The sequence below is a fragment of the Gilliamella sp. M0320 genome, from assembly GCF_016101635.1.
Lineage (GTDB): Bacteria > Pseudomonadota > Gammaproteobacteria > Enterobacterales > Orbaceae > Gilliamella > Gilliamella apis.
Genome location: NZ_JACFQD010000002.1, coordinates 329,272 through 348,456, shown reverse-complemented (window position 1 = coordinate 348,456; position 19,185 = coordinate 329,272). Strand labels below are relative to the sequence as shown.

The window sequence follows — 19,185 nt, the reverse complement described above, 5'->3', positions numbered from 1 at the left end:
TTCGTGTGTTGTCATTATTGTTTCCTTTAGATAATAGTTATCGCACGCTAAATAATCAGCGCAGATATTTGTAATAAATTAATAGAATAGGGTGGTTGTTCTGTGAGTTATTAACAGATTTTGTGGATAATATTGTAACTAATTGATTAAAAAGGAATTTCATCATCTATAAACTCATTTTGCTGAGCTGGTGCTTGCGATTTAGATTGTGGTTGTTGCTCATCCTGCTTTTTAGTCAATTGAATTTGAGATACTCGCAAACATGGTCTTATGAATGTTGCACCATCTTTTTGCCATTCTTCGACATAAAACTCACCACTAACAACTAGTAAATCACCTTTTTTGATATTGGGTGCATATGCTTCAGCTACCTTTCCCCAGAGTACGCACTTAACCCACGATGTTTTTTGATGTTCGCCGTAACCTTGTTTAACTGGTAATTGAAATTCTGCTATTTTTGTATTGATTAGTTATTTCGGTTACAGCAATTATCAAGCTAGAAAACAGCTCAAAAAAGAAAAATCTGAACTATCTGAGAAAATCGAACAGCTACAGCAAGCTATCGAGAAAAACAACCAAATTATTGCAGATAACGAGCAATCAAAACGAGAGCTAGAAAATCAATCTATTTCACGTCAGGAGCAAATCATGAACAACTCAAAGATAATGATTGTGCTAATCAGTTTGTGCCTATGCCTATCTCTGGTAGCCTGTACAACCGAGCGAAAAATTTACGTCAATCAACCGATACCAGCAAACCTGCTAAGTGATTGCCTGCCAAATTTACCGCCTCAATCAATGACGTTTGGCTATAGTCTCAGATATAACGAGCATTTGCTAAATGTTATAGAAAAGTGCAATGCAGATAAAAGGGCGATAAGGGAAATTAGTAATGTGCATTTAACTGATGATTAAACGCACATTGATTTGGCTATGGTCTATTAACTTTTAGTGTGTTGTTTGGGTTTAGCATAATTGTGTTTGATGCTTTCAAAATGCTTGTAAAAATCATCTCTTTTAATGTTGGCACCTTTTTTACTTCGATAACTTTCAATATCTCCTTTTAATTTTTCTTTATTTTTTTCTGATGTGCTAAGTTTAAAATGCCTTAAGACTGTTTTTAATTCGTGGTCTTTATTGGATGTTGAATCAATAAATGACTTATCTGATTTACTCATATTTTTACCTCTTAGTTTAGTTAATGAAGTATTTATTTGTGTGGATGCTTCATAGGATTAAATAATATCTGGTGTGATGATTTTAGCTGGATGTATTAAAAATAAGTTGTATTTGCAATCTTTTTCACAAAAAAATATATATAGCAGTTGACATAGAAATAATTATTTAATCTCTCACTCATACAATAAATAAGATTATGTGGCCCATTGGTTTGGTGAATAGAGAGCTAATATTATTTAAATAAGAGGTTGACAAACAATTCATAAGTGTAACAATAAAGTTCACTGGAGTACTTAAAAGTATCTTATTGAACTTAGATGTTCTTGCTGTTAAGTGCGTATTTGCGATTAATCTTAATTCAAGGAATTGTATATGAATGATAAACAAACTCAAGATAAAGCTCTAGCTTCAAGTACAGAACCTAAACCTATTGATGACTATTTGGGGGATGGTGGTAGGCGTCAGTCTCTAAAAATAACTATACCGAATATTAAATTAAATGCTATAAATGAGTTTTGTGAGCATTTTGATATTTCAAAATCTACATTTATAGAGAAATGTTTAGATTTCTATTTATTCCAGTGGGGCCTCAATTCTGACTCAAGACTTTGGTGTCAACGACTTTATTTTTTTAAAAAAAAGGGTATTAATCAATCTGATATTTTTCAAAAATTAAATAAAAAAAATAGCAATATATTATGTACGTTGTGCGTAAATAAGATAGATTCTCCTTCAAGTGCAATAATGTTAAATAATGTTCATATTGATAAATATGATGAAAAACACGCTTATGTAGTAATAAAAAACACATATGGTGCAAACATTACTTCAGAGCTTTTTAGATATCAAAATCAAAATAATTTTGAAATGCTTCATAATATTGATAGAGGAAGTAATGATAAACTAGTGATCCCATTTTTCCATTCTAACATTCCCAATTATAGAGGAGAAAGTGTAGAAGGACTTAATTATCCGCCTGAGTATCTTGAAAATATTTGTTACAAGATTCCATTGGAATATATTTGGGATATATAATAAAAATATTTGTTAGTATCAATTTGTTATTTAAAACCGCTTCGGCGGTTTTTTTGTGCCTGAAATTTGGAGGTATGTAATGAGAAAATATGCGAAAACTTGGGATGATTATGACAACTTAATGTCAGCATCAGTAAGAAAAGCGCAAATGTCAGCAACTAAGAGAAAATAATCATTTTTAAATTCAACCCCATGAAAGAGGATTTTTTATGTCACTGTGCGGGGCAAAAACCCGCAACGGCGGGACATGCAAAAAAAATGCGCTTATTGGTAAAACTCGATGCAAATTACATGGTGGTAAATCAACTGGCGCACCAAAAGGCAATCAATATAACTTAAAAGCCGGTGGTATTTATTCTCAATTCTTCACGGCAGAAGAAAAGCAAATATCGGCAGAGCTTGAGCTGGGTTCGCTTGATGATGAGCTTAGATTGACTAAAATTCGGTTAATGAGAGCGTTAAAAGCCGAAGCTGAACAGCAGGAACAAATAGAACAGCTTGAGCTTGATTCTTATTCTGAATCACCGGCAATAATTAGCGGAATCCTTGATAACGAAGAAATTGTTAAGGTAAAACAATTTAAGCGCAGGGATTACGGAACAATTATTGATAGGCTCACTGCGAGAATTGAATCGCTAGAAATGAGAAGAGCTTCTCTTGTTCAAATGTCGTTAGAAGTTGAGAGAAAGCAACTTGAAAATAAAGAGCTTTCAGAAGCAATCAGAAACGTTTCTAAGGATGATCCAATCACTGAAATGGAGGTTGTCATTGTCAGGGCGAAAAATACAAATCACAATGACTGAGCTGCAAGCTGAGTTTTTTAATCTTAGCTGTAAGTATCCCGCTTTTGTTGGCGGTTTTGGTACAGGTAAAACAGAAACTCTTGCAATCTCGGCTTTTCGAGATGCGAGAAGTTCTAGTGATGCTTTGATAGCGTTGTACGAGCCAACATATGATCTGATTAGGTTGATATTGGCTCCTCGAATGGAGGATAAACTTAATGAATACGGCATCAGGTATAAATACAACAAATCTGAAAATATCATCTACACATCATCGGGCGGGATTGGTGATTTTGTTTTGAGAACGCTTGATAATCCATCCCGTATTATTGGTTATGAGTCGTATAGGGCTCATGTTGATGAAATAGATACGCTAAAAAAAATAAAAGCACACGAGGCTTGGGTTAAAATAATTGCTCGTAACAGACAAAAGCCTAAAGGTATTTTGAAACCATTCAATAGAGTTAGCGCATACACTACACCCAGTGAAGTGACCCCCAATAGTTGGACAACCAATTACAGGGGGTCTTTTTATGTCAAAATATAGTCGAGAATTAAAAATTATCATAGCTAATGAATTCTTATCAGGAGAATCATCGAAAATTCTTTCAAAAAAATATGCGATATCTGCTCGTCAGATTCGGTATTTGTCCCAAGTGGTTGCGATTCATGGTGGTAACGCCTTTCAACCAACACCTCATTTACGTCATGCCGAAGCAAGATTACAAGCATTAAAATTAATGTGGACAAATAATTGGTCTCTCGGGCACACTAGTGCTATGCTTAATTTAAGCTTCCCCGGTCTTCTATTTGTTTGGCTTGATAGATATCATAAAAAAGGTTTCCGAGGGCTTGAATATCGTTCCAGAGGAAGACCCTGTATGAAGCAACCCCGTATTGAACCCACTCACAGTGATGATGAAAAAACAATTGAAGAATTAAAAGAGGAAATTGCTTATCTACGAGCAGAAAATGCTGTTCTAAAAAAGTTAGAAGAGCTAAAGCAAGCAAAACGACAACAAACAAAGAAAAAACGTTAGTTGTTTTAGCTCTTAAATATCAGTATTCCTTAAAACATTTGCTATCAGCAACAAAACTGGCAAAAAGTGTTTTTTATTATCATGTTAATAGGTTGAAAACCCCGTCTGCTTATGAAAATGAGTTAAAACGTATAGAATCGGTTTACCATGAACATAAAGGGCGTTATGGTTATCGGCGAATTCATTTAACGTTGATAAATGAAGGCATTAAGCTCAATCATAAAACGGTACAACGCTTAATGGGTCAGCTTAATCTCAAATCGACAGTAAGACCTAAAAAATATCGTTCTTATCGTGGAGAGACAGGTAAAACAGTAGCTAATTATCTTAAAAGAGATTTTGAATCATCGAGACCAAATGAAAAATGGGTAACGGATGTCACAGAATTTAAGGTAAATGAACAGAAAATTTACCTATCGCCCATTATCGATTTATATAATCAAGAAGTAATAGCTTATAAAGTGGCTAAAAATGTACGTTTGACCTTGGTGACAGATATGCTTCAAAAAGGGATATCACGATTAAAACAGTATGAAAAACCGTTACTACATAGTGACCAAGGCTGGCAATATAGAAATCATCATTATCAGAAGCTACTAGCTAATAATGGCATCAAACAAAGTATGTCCAGAAAAGGAAATTGTTTAGATAATGCGGTAGCTGAAAACTTTTTTGGTCTATTAAAATCAGAAATGTATCATGGACAATGCTTTGAAGATGCAGATGAATTGATTGAAAAAATAGAAGAATATATAGAATACTACAACACCAAACGGATTAAAGCCAAATTAAAAGGCCTGACTCCGGTTGAATATCGAAATCAGGCTTTACAAGCCGCTTAATAAAAGTGTCCAACTTTATGGGGTCACTTCAAATGTCTATATAACTCTTTTTGTTTTTTTTTGGATAAAAAATAATCCAGCGGACGTTATTTAATCTATTTACATTTGATTTTTGTATTATTAATAAACAAACTATTAACTCTTTTATTAATTAATAGAGGTAGTTTGGTTATATGTTTATTCCAATTTGGATGATTATTCTGATAGCGGTTTTAGTTATAACTTTAGTTTTCGTTCTCATTTTCATAACTTTTTCTAAAATAAATAAGACCTATGAATTAATGAAGAAGCTTGGTAATAGATTGGAGAAGATGTCTTCGAACTTGAAACTTTATGCTGAAAAAGTTAGCTCAGAGCCTAAAAGTATTGATAAATCAGAATTTAATGAAGACAAAGTTTTCACTGTATTATTGACGTATGTTAGGGATATAAATGCTTGTGTAGTTTTTTTTACATTAACGATGTCTGCAGCTTTGTTTTTTTTGCTTAAGCAAGATGGTTTAAAAGACAATATTTTTTATAATATTATTTGGAATATATCTTTTATAATAGGGTATATTCCTACGTTAGCTTTACTTTTTAAGTTAATCAACAATGGAGCAAAAATAAGAGGCTTTGGAGTCTTCGTATTTTTTATTATTGTATTTCTTGTAACTTTACTTGTCTTTTCTTTATCAATATTTTCGTTTTATATAAGGTCAGCACCTGACGTAATAAATCTATTCAATGAAAATTGAATTCTTAATTAAGAAACTGAGATTTATTATATAATAATGGATTCATTCATGGTTCAATATTTATAACATCTGATTCACTGAGACACGGAATTAATTGTAAAATCAATTGAATTTGGTTTTTGATCATTTTTGTGTCTTCAGTGTTGACACGGAAGACGTATCGATCAATAATGAACCAGATGATTTTTTTCTAAGAGGTGTTTATGGATTATTCAATAAGTAATTTTCTTGTGTTTTTAGATGAGTTAGACAAATATATCAATCCAGAGACTTCAAGAAATATAACTCTGACCGCTAAAAGATTACTCGATAATCGTGATAGTGGTTTAGAGCTTTCAACTGATATAAGAAATGTTGATTTTGAAAAGATAGTTGCTCGTGAATATGCTGAATCTAATATTAGTGAAAAAGCGAAAAAAACCTATGTAGGTAGAATGAATAGCGGCTTAAGGTATTTTATTCAATACTTAAATGGTGAGAAAGTACATGTTGTTAGAGGCGGTATAAAAGCGGTAAGAAAACCTATGAGAGAAATGGTTGAAAAAACAGTACCTGAACCAACAAAAACATTTGTTTTGCCAATTCCAATTAGAGAAGGGTTAATTTTAAATATTAGTAATTTACCATTAGATTTAACAGAAGAAGAGGCGGATAAAATTGCGAGAATTATTAAATCTTATGCTGTTATAAAGAGTTAAGGCTCAATTAAGAGCCTTAAGGGTCGGCATGCTATAACATGCCTAATATATAGAGACGCTAACCGCTATATAGAAGTAAGATCTCTACGAATCCGCAATTCATAGTATCCTACTTTCCCTGAATTGGCAAGTGTTAGTTAACTAACGTCATTTAGGAGGATTGAGGATGAAATATCCAATAGATTCAATTAAGGATGTGTTCGTTAATGCATATTACCGCTTTCGTAATGGTGGTTGGGAATATGTTTGTTCACACTTCCGTTCTCGTCCAAACCGTTAATGTATTCTAGATGCAAACCACCTGCGGGTGGTTATTATCGTGAAAACTATTGATCAATCAAATATAGATCAAGTTTTTAATGTAATGATTAATAACAACTTTATTATAACTATATAAATGCTTTAAATTTAAAATCGTTATTCATTAATAAGTTAATTTTAGATCAAATATTATTAGATCCTAACCCGCTTCGGCGGGTTTTTTATTAAAAATCTAACGGTTCAGGCTTGATTTGTAGCGCTTCGACAATTTTAATCCGTGTTGCTTTTCTTAACTTTTGGCTTTTTTCATATTGAGAATAAGCTGATTGGCTAATACCTATTTTATTCGCAACTTCAACTTGAGATAACTTTAAATACTCACGCCATGCTTGTGCAGGAGAATAGTTATTATCAAAAACCATATTAACAACTTCGTTTGGTACACCTGTTTCAACATCGATTGTTTTATTCATTATTATTTTTATGATTAACCTCAATATAAGCATTATATAAGTTTTAGTAAAAATACAAATAATTATAATTGATAACCATAGTTGACATTCTAACAGTGTAAGATATAATAGTTTTAAATTAAAACAGGAATAAAGCATGATTACTGTAAGTTATACACAGCAAATGGAAAAATGGTTGAAGTCGCTTAAAGATAAAACTGCAGCAGCTAAAATTAAAGTTCGAATTCGTCGCATGCAAGAAGGTAATTTTGGTGATGTTAAGCCTGTAGGCAGCGGTGTATCAGAAATGCGTATTCACTGTGGAAAAGGGTATAGGGTTTATTTTGTTAACCGCAATTCTGAAATTGTTATTTTATTGTGTGGCGGTGACAAGGATACACAACAAACAGATATTAAAATTGCTAAAGAATTAGCAAATAAATGGGGTTAATTATGACTACAAAACTAAAAACTTTTGATGTGGTTGATTTTTTAAATACTGATGAAGAAATGCAAGAATATTTAAATGCCGCAATAGAAGAAGGAGACCCTAAATTTTTATTTATTGCACTTGGTGATATAGCTAGAGCTAAAAACATCAGTCAGCTTTCACGTGATACAGGTATAAGTCGTGAGGGTATTTATAAAGCGTTATCAGGTGAGGGGAACCCCACTTTTAATACAATCTTTAAAATTGTTCAAGCATTAGGTTTGCAAATGCAGTTTTCCTCACAAAAACATGCTGATTGTTGTTAACTGAGTATGGAAAATCTAATGTAGATATACAAAATAAAATCAAACCTAAAGCTCGCTATTGCGGGCTTTTTTTATGTCTGGAGAAAATAAATGGCAGAGGCGATTACATCACTTACACTTGAAATCAATACACAAAGCGTTAATGAAGCAAACAAAAAATTAGATGCATTCAGTAAAAAAGCAGAAGACGCAGCATCAGCTACTGATGAAGAGTTAAAAGATTTTGAGCGTGTTTATCAGAATGCAGTTAAAAATGCAAAAGCTACACGTGTTGCGGCAGAACAGGAACGAAAGCTTGTTGCTGCGAGAAAACAACTTGTTGAATCTGGTGACAAACTTTATACATCATTCAGAAACCAAATTGATGGATTAAAAAATGTCAGTACTGCATCAAAAGAACTTGAAAAAATCACTGGTCAATTAAAAGAATCGTATAAATCTGGTGCTATTGATATCAACAATTATAATCAATTGCTACCTGATGTTGCAGTAAAACAAAAAGAAGTAACAATCGCGGAGACATTAGCAACTAAAGCAAAAGTTGATTTTATCAATAAACTAAAAGCGCAATTAGCTACTCAAAATTTAACAAAAGAACAATTACTAAGTTATCAAGCGGCGCAACTCGGTGTTAGTTCTTCTGCTGATATCTATATTAAAAAAATTGCACAAGCTTCTACTGCTACTAAAAATTACGAAAATACAACAAGAGCGGCAACGCATCAAGCCGCTATTATGCAGACACAACTATTAAGTGGTAATTTTTCAGGATTACGAAATTCTGGTATGTCGATGATCATGAAAAATGGTGTCGGTAATACTTTTAGTACGCTCTTAACATCGTTAAATCCACTTAATATCGGTATTTCAGCAATGGTCGGATTGCTCGGTAGCATGATACCAAAATTGTTTGAAGCTGAGAATGCGACAGAGAAATTAGCAGCCGCTCAGGAACACTTGAATACTGTTTTTTCAAAAGATCAGCAAACTGGAAAATTTTTTCTGTCTGACGACATGATGAAATTGCTGAAAAAAAATCGTGAACTCGCTAAAGCAGAAATCAAGTCAAGTGAAAAAGACCTGAAAACACTAGTATCAAGTGCGAAAAAAGAGCTGCAAGATGGATTAAAGGGAATTGAGCACGCAGGCTTTGAAAGCGCAATGAAACTGGGCTCGCTTAAAGAAAAAACTGGGTTAAATGATGTTTTGGCAACTATTCAATATATCAAATCAACTGGAAAAGATTTAAATTCTATGCTTGAGTCTACAGATGCTCTTACCGTAAAAAGCGTTGCTGACATAAAAGCAAAAATAAATAACTATGCGATTGACTTCGATACAACTAAAGAGCAAGCTCAAAGTATTCTTGAGATGATGTCTGAGATAAGAGCTGAAACTGATTCAATAGAAGCGACAGAAAAAATCAATAAACTTATTAATGAATTAAGCACGTTGTACAACACTACAAATAACCCTTCAGACGGTCTAGATACGCTTATTCGCAAACTGAAAGAGGTTGCAAATAAAGCAAATGAAGCAGCAGGCGAGGTTAGGCGCTTAAGTGAATCAAAAAATTTGGACGAAAAAATCGACCCAACAAAAAGCCCATTCTATCAATATCGTCTAATGTCTATGACTCGAGAACAGCGGATAAAAGCTGAAATTGCGAAAATGGAAGCAGACGCAAAAAGATCTAATGAAATAAAACCAGGGTCAGTTACAAAAGATGAGATAGACAGAGTCGCAGCGGAGATTAGGAAGAAACACAGCGATAAAGGCGGTAGCAGAACATCATTACAGACATGCTTCAATCATCAAGACAGCAAGAAATTAGCTTGATGAATCAACTAAAATCCTTGCGTGAACAATCATTAACAGTCAACACGATTACATCTGAGCGTAAGAAATACTTTGACTTACAAGCGCAAATCGAGGTGCTGGAGAGCAAAACCGATAAAAGCAAACTTACTGCACAGGAAAAATATATTTTAGGTCACAAAGAGGCGTTATTAGCTCAACAGGCAAAAAATGCGGCTTTAAGAGAAGAGATTGCACAATACGAAACAGCAACAAAAGCGCTTCGTAAAATGCAAGAGTACTCTACCAACTTGGTTGCAAAATCTCAAGCAGAGCAAGCCACGTTTGGAATGACTTCTAAAAACGCAGGTCGTTACAATGAGATGTCAGAGTTAAATGCTCAACGTGATATTGCATTGAAAGGAACTGGTAATCCTAATGAGATAGCCAAGGTTACTGAAGAATACAACAAGGCAAAAGAGGCTCTACAACAAAGTTGGCGGCAGGAAGACCAAAATCAAGGTGATTGGATTACTGGCATGAAAGTTGGTCTGTGTGAATTCGCGGAAGACGGGCAAAATGTATTCAAGGGATTCCGCGATGTTGCAGGAAACGCTATGAACTCTGTTAGTCATGCGCTAACGGATTTAGTAACAACTGGGAAAATGGATTTTAAATCATTAACTAAGTCAATTCTAACTAACATTATTGAAATTATTAATAAATTGTTAGTTGCACAGGCAATTCAATCCGCAATGGGTTGGATGGGCGGTGGCTCAGGAGGCGGTAGAGCTGGAGCTGGAGCTGGAGCTGCTACAGGTGGATATCAGCAGGCTTATACTGGTGGATTAATTTATGGTTATGCTAACGGTGGGGGCGTCGGCTATAGCGACCGAACCTGGTGGGTTTACTGGAATTGGTAACAAATATCAACCAGCAGGCATCGAGCATAAAGGCGAATTCGTTTTTACAAAAGAAGCAACTAAACGGCTGGGCGTAGCAAATTTATATGCACTAATGAGAGAGGCTCAACACGGTTACGCTAACGGTGGGGGCGTCAATCTTAGCCCAGCAACGCCAGTGGCTTTTACTAAAAAGTCGAACAATTCATCAAGCGCCATTAATGTGACTACAAACGTTGCGATTAATATGCAGTCTAATAGCGATTCACAAGCCAACAAGGCAGATATCAATGTGGCATCTCTAAGGCAACAGGTAAAAGCTATTGTTCAAGAGGACATGAATGTCATGTTTGAAAAATCAGCTTCGCCTGGTGGAAATTTATATAACTTATTAAATAATAGGTAAATTATGGGGGATACATTCATATGGCGCACTATGGGTACTCCGAAGTGTACCGATTCAACTAATGTTAATGAAGCTAAATTCGGTGATGGTTATACTCAGTTATCCAGTAACGGTATTAACAATAATAGTGAAACATGGGAATTAACATATACGGGCGAAAAAGAAGAGATAGCGAAAGTTAGAGCCTTTTTAAATTCTCACATTATCAACTCTTTTAAGTGGATAAACCCATACGGTGAAGAAAAACTGTATCGAGTTGTCAATAAATCAATCGAATCTGAATTTGTTGGCGGTAAACGTAACCAATAACAGCAAAATAGTAACTGGGGTTAACACTAAATGGACTAATCCATTAATAGGTATTTGTTCTGGACAAATGTTGATGTTACAAACATCAAATACAATAGAAATTTATGAGATTGCATCTGTTCAGTCAGATACGCAGCTAACACTAGCAAAAGAGTATACAGGAGCAAGTAAGACGGGTGTCTCGTACGAAATACCGACTTCCCCCAAAGTTTCTATAGAAGCTTTAGCATTACGTGTATCTGAAATGCTCAATTACTATCAGCAACAAATGGAAGGCTGGCAGACAGCATTAACAGGAGAAGGGGAAGTTACTGTTACAGCTCCAGATGGGCGAGTTGTCACAATAAAATCTCAATATTCAATACAAAAAGAGTTAATACAGCTAGTTGAACAATCCAAAGATTTTTCTCAATCTGCGAGTAAATCTGCTGTAACAGCAAACGATGCTAACACATCAGCAAAATCACATTCAGATTCAGCAAAATCATATGCAGATAGTGCGAGTTCATCAGCTACAGCGTCACATAACTCAGCTCAACAATCTAGTAATAGCGCAAATGCGGCTAAATCAGCAGAGGATGCTAAAAATGCTGCGCTATCAGTTGACACTACAAGTTTTATCAAAAAAACAGGTGAAGAAAGCCAGTTAATTAATGGTTCATTAGATGTTAAGGCTTTAACTGAAGATGGCAAACGTGTTTACTCGCCGAATAATAAACCTGATGCTGATACCGTTGGCGCATTACCTGTCGTTAAAATTGCTGATAATGAGATTTCAACTTATTCGGTAGATGATAATGTTGACTTCAAAAAAATACCAACAGTTGGTGGTAAATCTGTAATTACCGATTTAACAGATGTTAATAATAAAATTGAATTAATAAAAACAAAACTTGGTGATTTTAGATTGATGCCGTTTCGGCGTGATGAATTACCGTTCGGATGGTATTTTCGCAACGGTGATAATTTTCTATTAGATTCACCGCAGGGACAGGCTTTAAATCGATTATCAGATAATTATAAACGTGATCATCAAATAACAATAAAAGGAATAAATGGCAGACAATATATTAACGTACCGTCCGCGTTCGCCCCGGATGGCAGAGGATGACGCAATTCGAAACATCTATGGTGAACTACATCATTTGTTTCACTGGCGATACACGGAACCGAACGGGGTATTTAAAAAACATTTAAATAATGGTGGGGTGGGGTTGAATAACAGATATTATCCCGTCACGTGCAACGAACCAGATTCTGATTATCCAGAACAAACTGTGATATTTAATGCGGCGCAGTTTACACTGACAGCTAATGAAAATAGGCCCATCAACATTGGACTAACACCAACTATATATTTGGGAGTTTAATATGATTAATTATTATTTTGACAATACAAATGCACTAAAACCATTCACACATCAACTTGAGGCAAATAATGACACATTACCGCCAGATAATGCGTTGCGTATCGCTCCCGAATTCAGGGACGGCTATTGGCCATGCGAGCAAAATGGCGCTTGGATTTTAATCGAAGATAACAGAAACAAAACGGTATATAACATTGATACGAAAGAATCAATCACGGTTGATTATCTCGGTAAAATTCGTGAGGGTTTTACATTACTTGAGCCATTCGAATTCTGTAAATGGGACGGCAAGAAATGGGTTTTAGATGAAGATGCAAAAAATGAACATCTCATCAAAAATAATCAAAATTTAAAAAACTCATTAATCAATGAAGCCAATGAAAAAATAGCTATTTTTCACGATATCATTGATCTAGATATGCAAGAAGCAGACGAAGAAGCGCAGTTAAAGGCGTGGAAAAAATATCGCATTTTATTAACGCGTGTTGATGCGTCTGATATCAATGCTGTATTTCCAGATAAGCCTGAATAATCAAAACACACTATCAATCTTCAACTTACAATATTCAACAGCGTCATGTAGCATTACAAAATCGGCGATATCGTATAGTGTTTTCTGCGTTTGATAGAATACATAATTATGCTCGTCGTCGCTGTTGATAATGTAGTATTCGCCCGTGATTTCATTTTCGTAATCGTCCGGTGTCTGACGTATGTAAATTGGTAGTGTGTAGTTTATTGTTATCATGTTATGTAAGATTAGTTAGTTTTATTCATCATAAACTAATATTTTTGGAGTGTGAATTGAAGTGAAATTGTGGGAAGTGGATCGAAATGTTAATTTTTTTATATACATGCCTAATAATTTGATTAAAATATACTCACCAATACCTTTTAAAGAAGAATTTTATGTCTATTTTTAAAAATTACTTTTCCAAAAAAAATGGTTTTTATTATGGAAAAAGTTACGATAAGGTTATATTTTCAGAACCTAGGAAATATTGCATCGACAATTTTTGTTTTTACCAAAATGATATTCGCGTTAGTTATTTTGAGGATATACTAATTGATGAAGAAAGGACTATTATAACTTTAAATCACTTTGCAGTTGATACTAAATATTTATTTGAACTAAACAAGCGAGACGGAGGTTTTCTTTCTTTAAAAGAATTTGCTAAAGAAATAAAAAAACAACTTCCATCTGTAAATCAAATACAGTTTAATTTGTTCAAAAATGGTACATCTGACAAAATTTGCAATTTTTGTTTATCAAAGAAAAGATGTGACCTATTCCGTAGAATTGGTGCAACTGATATTAAACTGGAAAACAAAGGGCAATGGGGTGATGGTTCCTTTCATTACCTTGCTGTGGCTACATGGCCGAAAAGTAGCTGGTAATAATTTTTTAAATTAACAACAAATATATTTCATAGTAAATTTTTATATTTTTCATCTTAATTGATGCCGTTTGAAGTGAAAGGTTGGGAAGTGGATCGCGAAAGTGTTAGAATAATCGACATATATAAAATCTATCTTCAAATATTATTTTAACGGTATTTTAAACGGTATGTTGTTTTGTGTTATTTTAAAATTTTTATAAATCAAAATGGTATGATTTTATTCAGATTCCTACTGGGGTCAATTTTACTTTTAAATTCAAACTAATAAAATTTATCAGTAATGCAGTAATCTCCATAAAGTTTTACTACATTAATATTTTATTAAATGCCTTTTTTAACCCGCGCCCATTCAGTTTTTAAAACATTTTGCGTGTTTTTTGTTAACTCTTTTCGATAAGAATATAATCTACTATCGAAATGAGATCTTTTTGTTATATCTAGGCTATTTAATGGGGGAATTTCCTCTTCAAGATCAACAAAAAATTCGATGGTTTTATAAGCAATTTAAAAAATAGTAATTAAAATACCAAACTGTTTTACTTAACTATAAACAAAACAATATTTTTCCTATTTTATTTATTAAAGTTAAGGTAATTTAAATGTTTCAAATATAAAAGGTGATCAATATTACTAGATATAAAAATTGCTTAATCATTTTAACTCTGATAAATAAACAGTATCTAACAGATTAAATTGTACTATTTCTTATAATATATTATTTTTTCGTCGATGAATTGTCTAAAATAAACTGATAAACTTTATCACCTATATTATTCCACACTTGTTGTGCGCCTGATCTTGATAAATGATCGTTATACGCATAAAAATATTTATCTGGTTTGTTATTAGGTGCGTTATAACAAAATTCTTTATCGCAGAAAATGTCATATGTTTCTAAATATGATAAATTTTTATTTTGATTTATTAGCTCAATTAGTTGATTATTACTTTCAATTCTTGAATAATCACTCTTATATTTTATTTTTATAAATTCATTATTTTTATGTATTAAATAAAACAAAGGCGCATTACCATTTATATGTACTGAATAATCTATTTTGGGATGGGATAAAATAAATAACATTTTATTTCCATTAATTTTTTGCTGATTTAAAACTTCATTCCATATTTCTTCAAATCCTACTTGTTTTAAATTGTAGTTGTTATCATAAAACATTTTATTGATAGATAGCTCTCTATAATCTAACCAGTTGTTTATTCGAATAATTGGAAGATTTTTATTAAGCTCAACGTATAATTTTTGTGTTACGTTTAGACATGTATTATCTTTTGTTTTATTTATATCATTGATTAATAAGCATCCATATTGTCCAATTATTAAAACTGATTGATTTTTATTTTTAAAATATAAATCTATTTGTTCAACGAATTGTCCTAAAAAACTATCACCCGTAAAAATGGCTATAGGAGGTTGGTTTTTATTGCCAAGTAATTGTACATCGTTATTCCATTTTGCATATTCATGCATAGAGGTAGCATAGATAGATTTTTGGACGACATCTTCTGGAAAAACAATTAGTCTTTTGGGAAAACCTTCCGTACGAATCATTGTAAAATTAAGTGCAATAAGCAAGATAAATAATGTTGAAAAAACTTTACCACTTGGCTTAAATATTGAAATAGATATTTTGCGGTATTTGTTTTCAATAAACCTATACATAAATATAGCAAACAGAATTGTACCTAATAACAAGATGAGTTGTTCGATATCTGTTAGATGATTTTTTTGTGATAAATACCTATAAAAAACAATTAGAGGCCAATGAATCAGGTAAATCGAATAGGATATTGTTCCAATGTAGACTATGATTTTTTGGCGTAGAATTACTCCAGTAAATCTAGTATCGCCATATAATATACATAAAAGTGAGCCTAAAATGACTAATAAAGTATTCAAACCAGGATAGTAATTCATATTAGTCGTATAAAATATTGCACATAAACATAGTGTAGAAAATCCAAATACGAATAGAATTTCTTTATAACTATTTGTTATGTTCTTTAATTTATCTTTTTTAATTGCAAATATTCCACCAATACCTAATTCAAAAAATCTTGAGAAAGTGAAATAAAAATTAGATGATGGTATTTTGATTGATAAATATTGTGCACAAATAAATGAAAGGATAGAGAAAATTATTGTTGTTACTATAATTGTGTTTTTATATTTAAATATTTTTGCAAAAAGGCATAAAATTAATGGGAAACAAATATAAAACTGTTGTTCAATACCTAAAGACCATGTATGCAATAATGGATTTTCATTCGTGGAAGAATCCCAGTATCCTTTTGAGCGCATAAACATTATATTTGAGGCAGAGAAAAAAACGTATTTAATTGTTTTTAAGGCAGTTAAATAGTAATCAGTAGTGTAGACTAAAAAACCACCAACAATTACGAAAAATATAGTAAATAATAATGCAGGATATAATCTAGCTATTCGACGATTCATAAAATCAATAAATTTAAACTGCTTATTACTGATATCTTTATAAATAATTCCAGTAATTAAATAGCCAGATATAACAAAAAATATATCAACACCTATATAACCACCACTAAAAAAACCGTCAGGATTAAGATGAAAAATTAATACAAATAAAACAGCGATTGCTCTTAATCCATCAATTTCAGGGTAGTATTTTTTCATATATTTTTTATTGTCATCAATCACTCTTAAGAAATTGGCTTAGAATAATATCATATTTTAAGATTTTGATTAAATTCTAAATTAGAATCTATTTGACAATTTATGATATAACTTGAGTATGAATTGATTACGATGATTTTAACCGAGATGAGTAAAAAATTATTTACTTAGGTATTAGCCAATTTTTATAGGTTTTATTTATCTAGATTTTCATAACATATAATAAATAAAATTTATACTAGGAATGCTTGTAGAATAAGACTTTGAATTGGTACGCCCGGGTGGACTCGAACCACTGACCCCCACCATGTCAAGGTGATGCTCTAACCAACTGAGCTACGGGCGTACATTTGAAACATGCAAATATTAGCTGGCAAATTGTTTTGTTTCAAGTAAAAAAATCAAAATTAGTTGTTTTTTTAATCTTTTGCGTTTGTTTGTTGGAAAAACAGTCAATATTGTTAATCCAATAATATCCAGATTCTTGTTTTTTGCCATTTTTACTCAACGATGTTATTTTTTGAAGAAATTCTATTTATTACGATTTGTAAATAAATGTAAATTCACGGTGGTTTGTTCATATCAAATTCGATATACTCCATAAAAAATAGATAAGGTATTACTGGTTCAGGTTAGTATGTCATTTAGAGATCAGATTGAGGACGTGTTACACAATGTTTTTGGTTACAAATCGTTTAGAAATCAGCAAAGAGATATAATTGAATCAGTTATTGCCGGACGAGATACATTAACCATTATTCCAACTGGTGGTGGCAAATCACTTTGTTACCAGATTCCGGCTGTATTATTGCCCGGTACCGCATTGGTTATTTCGCCACTTATTTCGTTAATGAAGGATCAGGTCGATCAATTATTAGTTAATGGGATTCCAGCCGCTTTTTTAAATGCAACTCAAGCTCCAGAAGAGCAACAAAATATTATTGAAAAATATTTAAATCATTCAATTAAATTATTATATATTTCACCTGAGCGACTGGCTATGTCGTCCTTTTCTTCATTAATTACTGCTCATCCTCCTTCATTAATCGCTATTGATGAGGCGCATTGTATTTCACAATGGGGGCATGATTTTAGACCTGACTATCGTCAATTAAGCCATTTATCATTGCGTTTCCCTGAAGTGCCTATTATAGCGTTAACAGCAACTGCCGATAAATTGACTCAAGCTGATGTGATTAATCAACTTAATTTAATCGATCCGTTAGTGGTAGTACGTAGTTTTGATCGACCAAATATACGTTATACGGTAGTTGAAAAATTTAATCTTACAGAGCAAGTTGTCTCTTTTATTGAAACGCAAAAGGGGAATAGTGGTATTGTTTACTGTTCAAGTCGCTCCAAAGTTGAGGATATGACAACCAGACTTGCTACAAGGGGATTTTCTGTCGTTGCTTATCATGCTGGTTTAACCATTGCTGAACGTCAACAAGCTCAGGAGAGTTTTTTGAAAGATAATGTGCAAATTATTGTTGCAACTGTCGCTTTTGGTATGGGAATAAACAAACCTAATGTTCGCTTTGTAGTACATGCTGATTGCCCTAGAACGATTGAGGCATATTATCAAGAAACTGGTCGAGCTGGCCGGGATGGCGTTCCGGCAGAGGCACTTTTATTATTTAATAGTAAAGATCTAAATTGGTACCATCGACAAATCGCCGATAAACCAGAGAATAAACATAAGCAAGTTGAGCTACATAAGATACAAGCTATGGAGTCATTTGCCCAAAGTATGACCTGTCGGCGCACGGTATTACTTAACTATTTTGGCGAAAATAGAACCGAACCTTGCAACAACTGTGATATCTGTCTTTATCCTCCTGAGCATTATGATGGATTAATTGATGCACAAAAAATTCTTTCGTGTATATACCGAGTTGAACAGCGCTATGGTGCTCAATATGTTGTTGATGTACTACGAGGATCTTCGCGCTCGCAAATTAAAGAAAATGGTCATGATAAATTATCGGTTTATGGTATAGGTAAAGCGCATTCTTCTGACTATTGGCTTAGTGTAATTAGACAATTAATTTATTTGGGATATGTCAGTCAAAATATTTCCACCTTCACTACGTTACAATTGACCGAACAAGCACGTGCGATACTTAAAGGTCAAGTAGCCTTATCTTTAGCAAAACCACGTTTAGAAATCGTGAAGAAAAGTCGTTTAAATCGTTATGCTAGAGCGATTAATTTAACTACGATATTATCTTATGAAGAACGAATATTATTCAACAATCTTAAGCGGTTGCGCAAAGAAATTGCTGATATGGAAGATATTGCCCCCTATATTGTATTTAGTGATGCAACATTACTTGAAATGGTGCAAACTAAACCAGAAAGTAAGAAACAACTGATTAATGTTACCGGTGTTGGCAAAATTAAATTAGAAAAATATGGTAATCTTTTCTTAGACGAAATTAATGATTTTATGATAAAAAACTTATAACAATGTTTAAAATATTATCTATAATAGCTATTTTTTAAATCATTTTAATTATTTTTTATAATTTAATTTATTAAAAATGGA

Annotated in this window: 21 protein-coding genes, 1 tRNA gene and 1 pseudogene; 18 read left to right on the top strand and 5 right to left on the bottom strand. The window is 32.9% G+C overall.

Annotation, left to right across the window (positions count from 1 at the left end):
• Positions 1-251 precede the first annotated feature (251 nt).
• Positions 252-455: pseudogene (locus H3T83_RS11510) on the bottom strand (single-stranded DNA-binding protein); the annotation flags it as partial.
• A gap of 7 nt (positions 456-462) precedes the next feature.
• On the opposite strand from H3T83_RS11510, the gene H3T83_RS04210 reads away from it, so the two are divergent.
• Positions 463-915: a hypothetical protein gene (locus tag H3T83_RS04210; protein ID WP_198215183.1), complete on the top strand. Its 453-nt coding sequence runs from the start codon at positions 463-465 to the stop codon at positions 913-915.
• Between the two features lie 26 nt (positions 916-941).
• On the opposite strand, the gene H3T83_RS04205 is transcribed toward H3T83_RS04210, so the two are convergent.
• Positions 942-1,178, bottom strand: coding sequence for a hypothetical protein (locus H3T83_RS04205; RefSeq protein WP_198215182.1), 237 nt, complete (start codon positions 1,176-1,178; stop codon positions 942-944).
• 373 nt (positions 1,179-1,551) lie between these two features.
• Between H3T83_RS04205 and H3T83_RS04200 the strand changes: the two genes are divergently transcribed.
• The 7 genes from H3T83_RS04200 (at position 1,552) to H3T83_RS04170 (ending at position 6,313) form a co-directional block, all read left to right on the top strand.
• A complete protein-coding gene (locus H3T83_RS04200) occupies positions 1,552-2,214 on the top strand; it encodes a hypothetical protein (RefSeq protein WP_198215181.1) in 663 nt (220 codons plus the stop codon).
• A 209-nt stretch (positions 2,215-2,423) separates the two neighbouring features.
• Positions 2,424-3,017: an HGGxSTG domain-containing protein gene (locus H3T83_RS04195; RefSeq protein ID WP_198215180.1), complete on the top strand. Its 594-nt coding sequence runs from the start codon at positions 2,424-2,426 to the stop codon at positions 3,015-3,017.
• Positions 3,010-3,543: a DEAD/DEAH box helicase family protein gene (locus H3T83_RS04190; RefSeq protein WP_198215179.1), complete on the top strand. Its 534-nt coding sequence runs from the start codon at positions 3,010-3,012 to the stop codon at positions 3,541-3,543. The genes H3T83_RS04195 and H3T83_RS04190 overlap by 8 nt, the downstream gene beginning before the upstream one ends.
• Complete coding sequence (locus tag H3T83_RS04185; protein ID WP_198215178.1) at positions 3,530-4,036, top strand: DUF5320 domain-containing protein; 507 nt, start codon at positions 3,530-3,532, stop codon at positions 4,034-4,036. The genes H3T83_RS04190 and H3T83_RS04185 overlap by 14 nt, the downstream gene beginning before the upstream one ends.
• Entirely contained in the window at positions 3,934-4,878 is a 945-nt protein-coding gene (locus H3T83_RS04180) for an IS3 family transposase (protein ID WP_198215220.1), read from the top strand. Before H3T83_RS04185 ends, H3T83_RS04180 begins: the two co-directional genes overlap by 103 nt.
• Before the next feature lie 173 nt (positions 4,879-5,051).
• Entirely contained in the window at positions 5,052-5,615 is a 564-nt protein-coding gene (locus tag H3T83_RS04175; protein WP_198215177.1) for a hypothetical protein, read from the top strand.
• A gap of 203 nt (positions 5,616-5,818) precedes the next feature.
• Positions 5,819-6,313, top strand: coding sequence for a hypothetical protein (locus H3T83_RS04170; protein ID WP_198215176.1), 495 nt, complete (start codon positions 5,819-5,821; stop codon positions 6,311-6,313).
• A 485-nt stretch (positions 6,314-6,798) separates the two neighbouring features.
• Here the strand turns inward: H3T83_RS04170 and H3T83_RS04165 are convergent, their stop codons facing one another.
• The gene (locus H3T83_RS04165) at positions 6,799-7,047 is read right to left on the bottom strand and encodes a helix-turn-helix domain-containing protein (RefSeq protein ID WP_198215175.1); all 249 of its coding nucleotides are present in this window, start codon (positions 7,045-7,047) and stop codon (positions 6,799-6,801) included.
• A 136-nt stretch (positions 7,048-7,183) separates the two neighbouring features.
• Here H3T83_RS04165 and H3T83_RS04160 point away from each other — a divergent pair, with 136 nt between their 5' ends.
• The 9 genes from H3T83_RS04160 to H3T83_RS04120 all read left to right on the top strand — a co-directional run bounded on the left by H3T83_RS04160 (position 7,184) and on the right by H3T83_RS04120 (position 13,964).
• Positions 7,184-7,477, top strand: a complete 294-nt coding sequence (locus H3T83_RS04160) for a type II toxin-antitoxin system RelE/ParE family toxin (RefSeq protein WP_198215174.1) — start codon at positions 7,184-7,186, stop codon at positions 7,475-7,477.
• A gap of 2 nt (positions 7,478-7,479) precedes the next feature.
• Positions 7,480-7,782, top strand: coding sequence for an addiction module antidote protein (locus tag H3T83_RS04155; RefSeq protein WP_065561131.1), 303 nt, complete (start codon positions 7,480-7,482; stop codon positions 7,780-7,782).
• A 90-nt stretch (positions 7,783-7,872) separates the two neighbouring features.
• The gene (locus H3T83_RS04150; RefSeq protein WP_198215173.1) at positions 7,873-9,621 is read left to right on the top strand and encodes a hypothetical protein; all 1,749 of its coding nucleotides are present in this window, start codon (positions 7,873-7,875) and stop codon (positions 9,619-9,621) included.
• Entirely contained in the window at positions 9,621-10,502 is an 882-nt protein-coding gene (locus H3T83_RS04145; protein ID WP_198215172.1) for a phage tail tape measure protein, read from the top strand. Before H3T83_RS04150 ends, H3T83_RS04145 begins: the two co-directional genes overlap by 1 nt.
• On the top strand, positions 10,435-10,887 hold the full coding sequence (locus H3T83_RS04140; RefSeq protein WP_198215223.1) for a hypothetical protein: 453 nt from the start codon (positions 10,435-10,437) through the stop codon (positions 10,885-10,887). The genes H3T83_RS04145 and H3T83_RS04140 overlap by 68 nt, the downstream gene beginning before the upstream one ends.
• A gap of 3 nt (positions 10,888-10,890) precedes the next feature.
• Entirely contained in the window at positions 10,891-11,196 is a 306-nt protein-coding gene (locus H3T83_RS04135) for a phage tail protein (RefSeq protein WP_198215171.1), read from the top strand.
• Positions 11,171-12,307 carry a hypothetical protein gene (locus tag H3T83_RS04130; RefSeq protein ID WP_198215170.1) on the top strand — a complete coding sequence of 379 codons (1,137 nt, stop codon included), beginning with the start codon at positions 11,171-11,173 and terminating at the stop codon, positions 12,305-12,307. Before H3T83_RS04135 ends, H3T83_RS04130 begins: the two co-directional genes overlap by 26 nt.
• A 260-nt stretch (positions 12,308-12,567) precedes the next feature.
• The gene (locus H3T83_RS04125; RefSeq protein WP_198215169.1) at positions 12,568-13,098 is read left to right on the top strand and encodes a tail fiber assembly protein; all 531 of its coding nucleotides are present in this window, start codon (positions 12,568-12,570) and stop codon (positions 13,096-13,098) included.
• 377 nt (positions 13,099-13,475) lie between these two features.
• Positions 13,476-13,964: a hypothetical protein gene (locus tag H3T83_RS04120; protein WP_198215168.1), complete on the top strand. Its 489-nt coding sequence runs from the start codon at positions 13,476-13,478 to the stop codon at positions 13,962-13,964.
• A gap of 717 nt (positions 13,965-14,681) precedes the next feature.
• On the opposite strand, the gene H3T83_RS04115 is transcribed toward H3T83_RS04120, so the two are convergent.
• Positions 14,682-16,637: an acyltransferase family protein gene (locus H3T83_RS04115; protein WP_198215167.1), complete on the bottom strand. Its 1,956-nt coding sequence runs from the start codon at positions 16,635-16,637 to the stop codon at positions 14,682-14,684.
• A gap of 269 nt (positions 16,638-16,906) precedes the next feature.
• A tRNA-Val gene (locus H3T83_RS04110) sits at positions 16,907-16,983 on the bottom strand.
• A gap of 291 nt (positions 16,984-17,274) precedes the next feature.
• On the opposite strand from H3T83_RS04110, the gene recQ reads away from it, so the two are divergent.
• Entirely contained in the window at positions 17,275-19,104 is a 1,830-nt protein-coding gene (recQ, locus tag H3T83_RS04105; RefSeq protein ID WP_198215166.1) for a DNA helicase RecQ, read from the top strand.
• The last annotated feature ends 81 nt before the right edge of the window (positions 19,105-19,185 follow it).

Excerpts from the sequence above, each read along its gene's own strand:
- H3T83_RS04170 (WP_198215176.1), top strand. The coding sequence starts at position 5,819 with ATGGATTATTCAATAAGTAATTTTCTTGTGTTTTTAGATGAGTTAGAC.
- H3T83_RS04185 (WP_198215178.1), top strand. The coding sequence starts at position 3,530 with ATGTCAAAATATAGTCGAGAATTAAAAATTATCATAGCTAATGAATTC.
- H3T83_RS04125 (WP_198215169.1), top strand. The coding sequence starts at position 12,568 with ATGATTAATTATTATTTTGACAATACAAATGCACTAAAACCATTCACA.
- H3T83_RS04135 (WP_198215171.1), top strand. The coding sequence starts at position 10,891 with ATGGGGGATACATTCATATGGCGCACTATGGGTACTCCGAAGTGTACC.
- H3T83_RS04145 (WP_198215172.1), top strand. The coding sequence starts at position 9,621 with ATGAATCAACTAAAATCCTTGCGTGAACAATCATTAACAGTCAACACG.
- H3T83_RS04120 (WP_198215168.1), top strand. The coding sequence starts at position 13,476 with ATGTCTATTTTTAAAAATTACTTTTCCAAAAAAAATGGTTTTTATTAT.
- H3T83_RS04165 (WP_198215175.1), bottom strand. The coding sequence starts at position 7,047 with ATGAATAAAACAATCGATGTTGAAACAGGTGTACCAAACGAAGTTGTT.
- H3T83_RS04150 (WP_198215173.1), top strand. The coding sequence starts at position 7,873 with ATGGCAGAGGCGATTACATCACTTACACTTGAAATCAATACACAAAGC.
- H3T83_RS04115 (WP_198215167.1), bottom strand. The coding sequence starts at position 16,637 with ATGAAAAAATACTACCCTGAAATTGATGGATTAAGAGCAATCGCTGTT.
- recQ (WP_198215166.1), top strand. The coding sequence starts at position 17,275 with ATGTCATTTAGAGATCAGATTGAGGACGTGTTACACAATGTTTTTGGT.
- H3T83_RS04190 (WP_198215179.1), top strand. The coding sequence starts at position 3,010 with ATGACTGAGCTGCAAGCTGAGTTTTTTAATCTTAGCTGTAAGTATCCC.
- H3T83_RS04140 (WP_198215223.1), top strand. The coding sequence starts at position 10,435 with ATGGTTATGCTAACGGTGGGGGCGTCGGCTATAGCGACCGAACCTGGT.
- H3T83_RS04155 (WP_065561131.1), top strand. The coding sequence starts at position 7,480 with ATGACTACAAAACTAAAAACTTTTGATGTGGTTGATTTTTTAAATACT.
- H3T83_RS04205 (WP_198215182.1), bottom strand. The coding sequence starts at position 1,178 with ATGAGTAAATCAGATAAGTCATTTATTGATTCAACATCCAATAAAGAC.
- H3T83_RS04200 (WP_198215181.1), top strand. The coding sequence starts at position 1,552 with ATGAATGATAAACAAACTCAAGATAAAGCTCTAGCTTCAAGTACAGAA.
- H3T83_RS04160 (WP_198215174.1), top strand. The coding sequence starts at position 7,184 with ATGATTACTGTAAGTTATACACAGCAAATGGAAAAATGGTTGAAGTCG.
- H3T83_RS04195 (WP_198215180.1), top strand. The coding sequence starts at position 2,424 with ATGTCACTGTGCGGGGCAAAAACCCGCAACGGCGGGACATGCAAAAAA.
- H3T83_RS04175 (WP_198215177.1), top strand. The coding sequence starts at position 5,052 with ATGTTTATTCCAATTTGGATGATTATTCTGATAGCGGTTTTAGTTATA.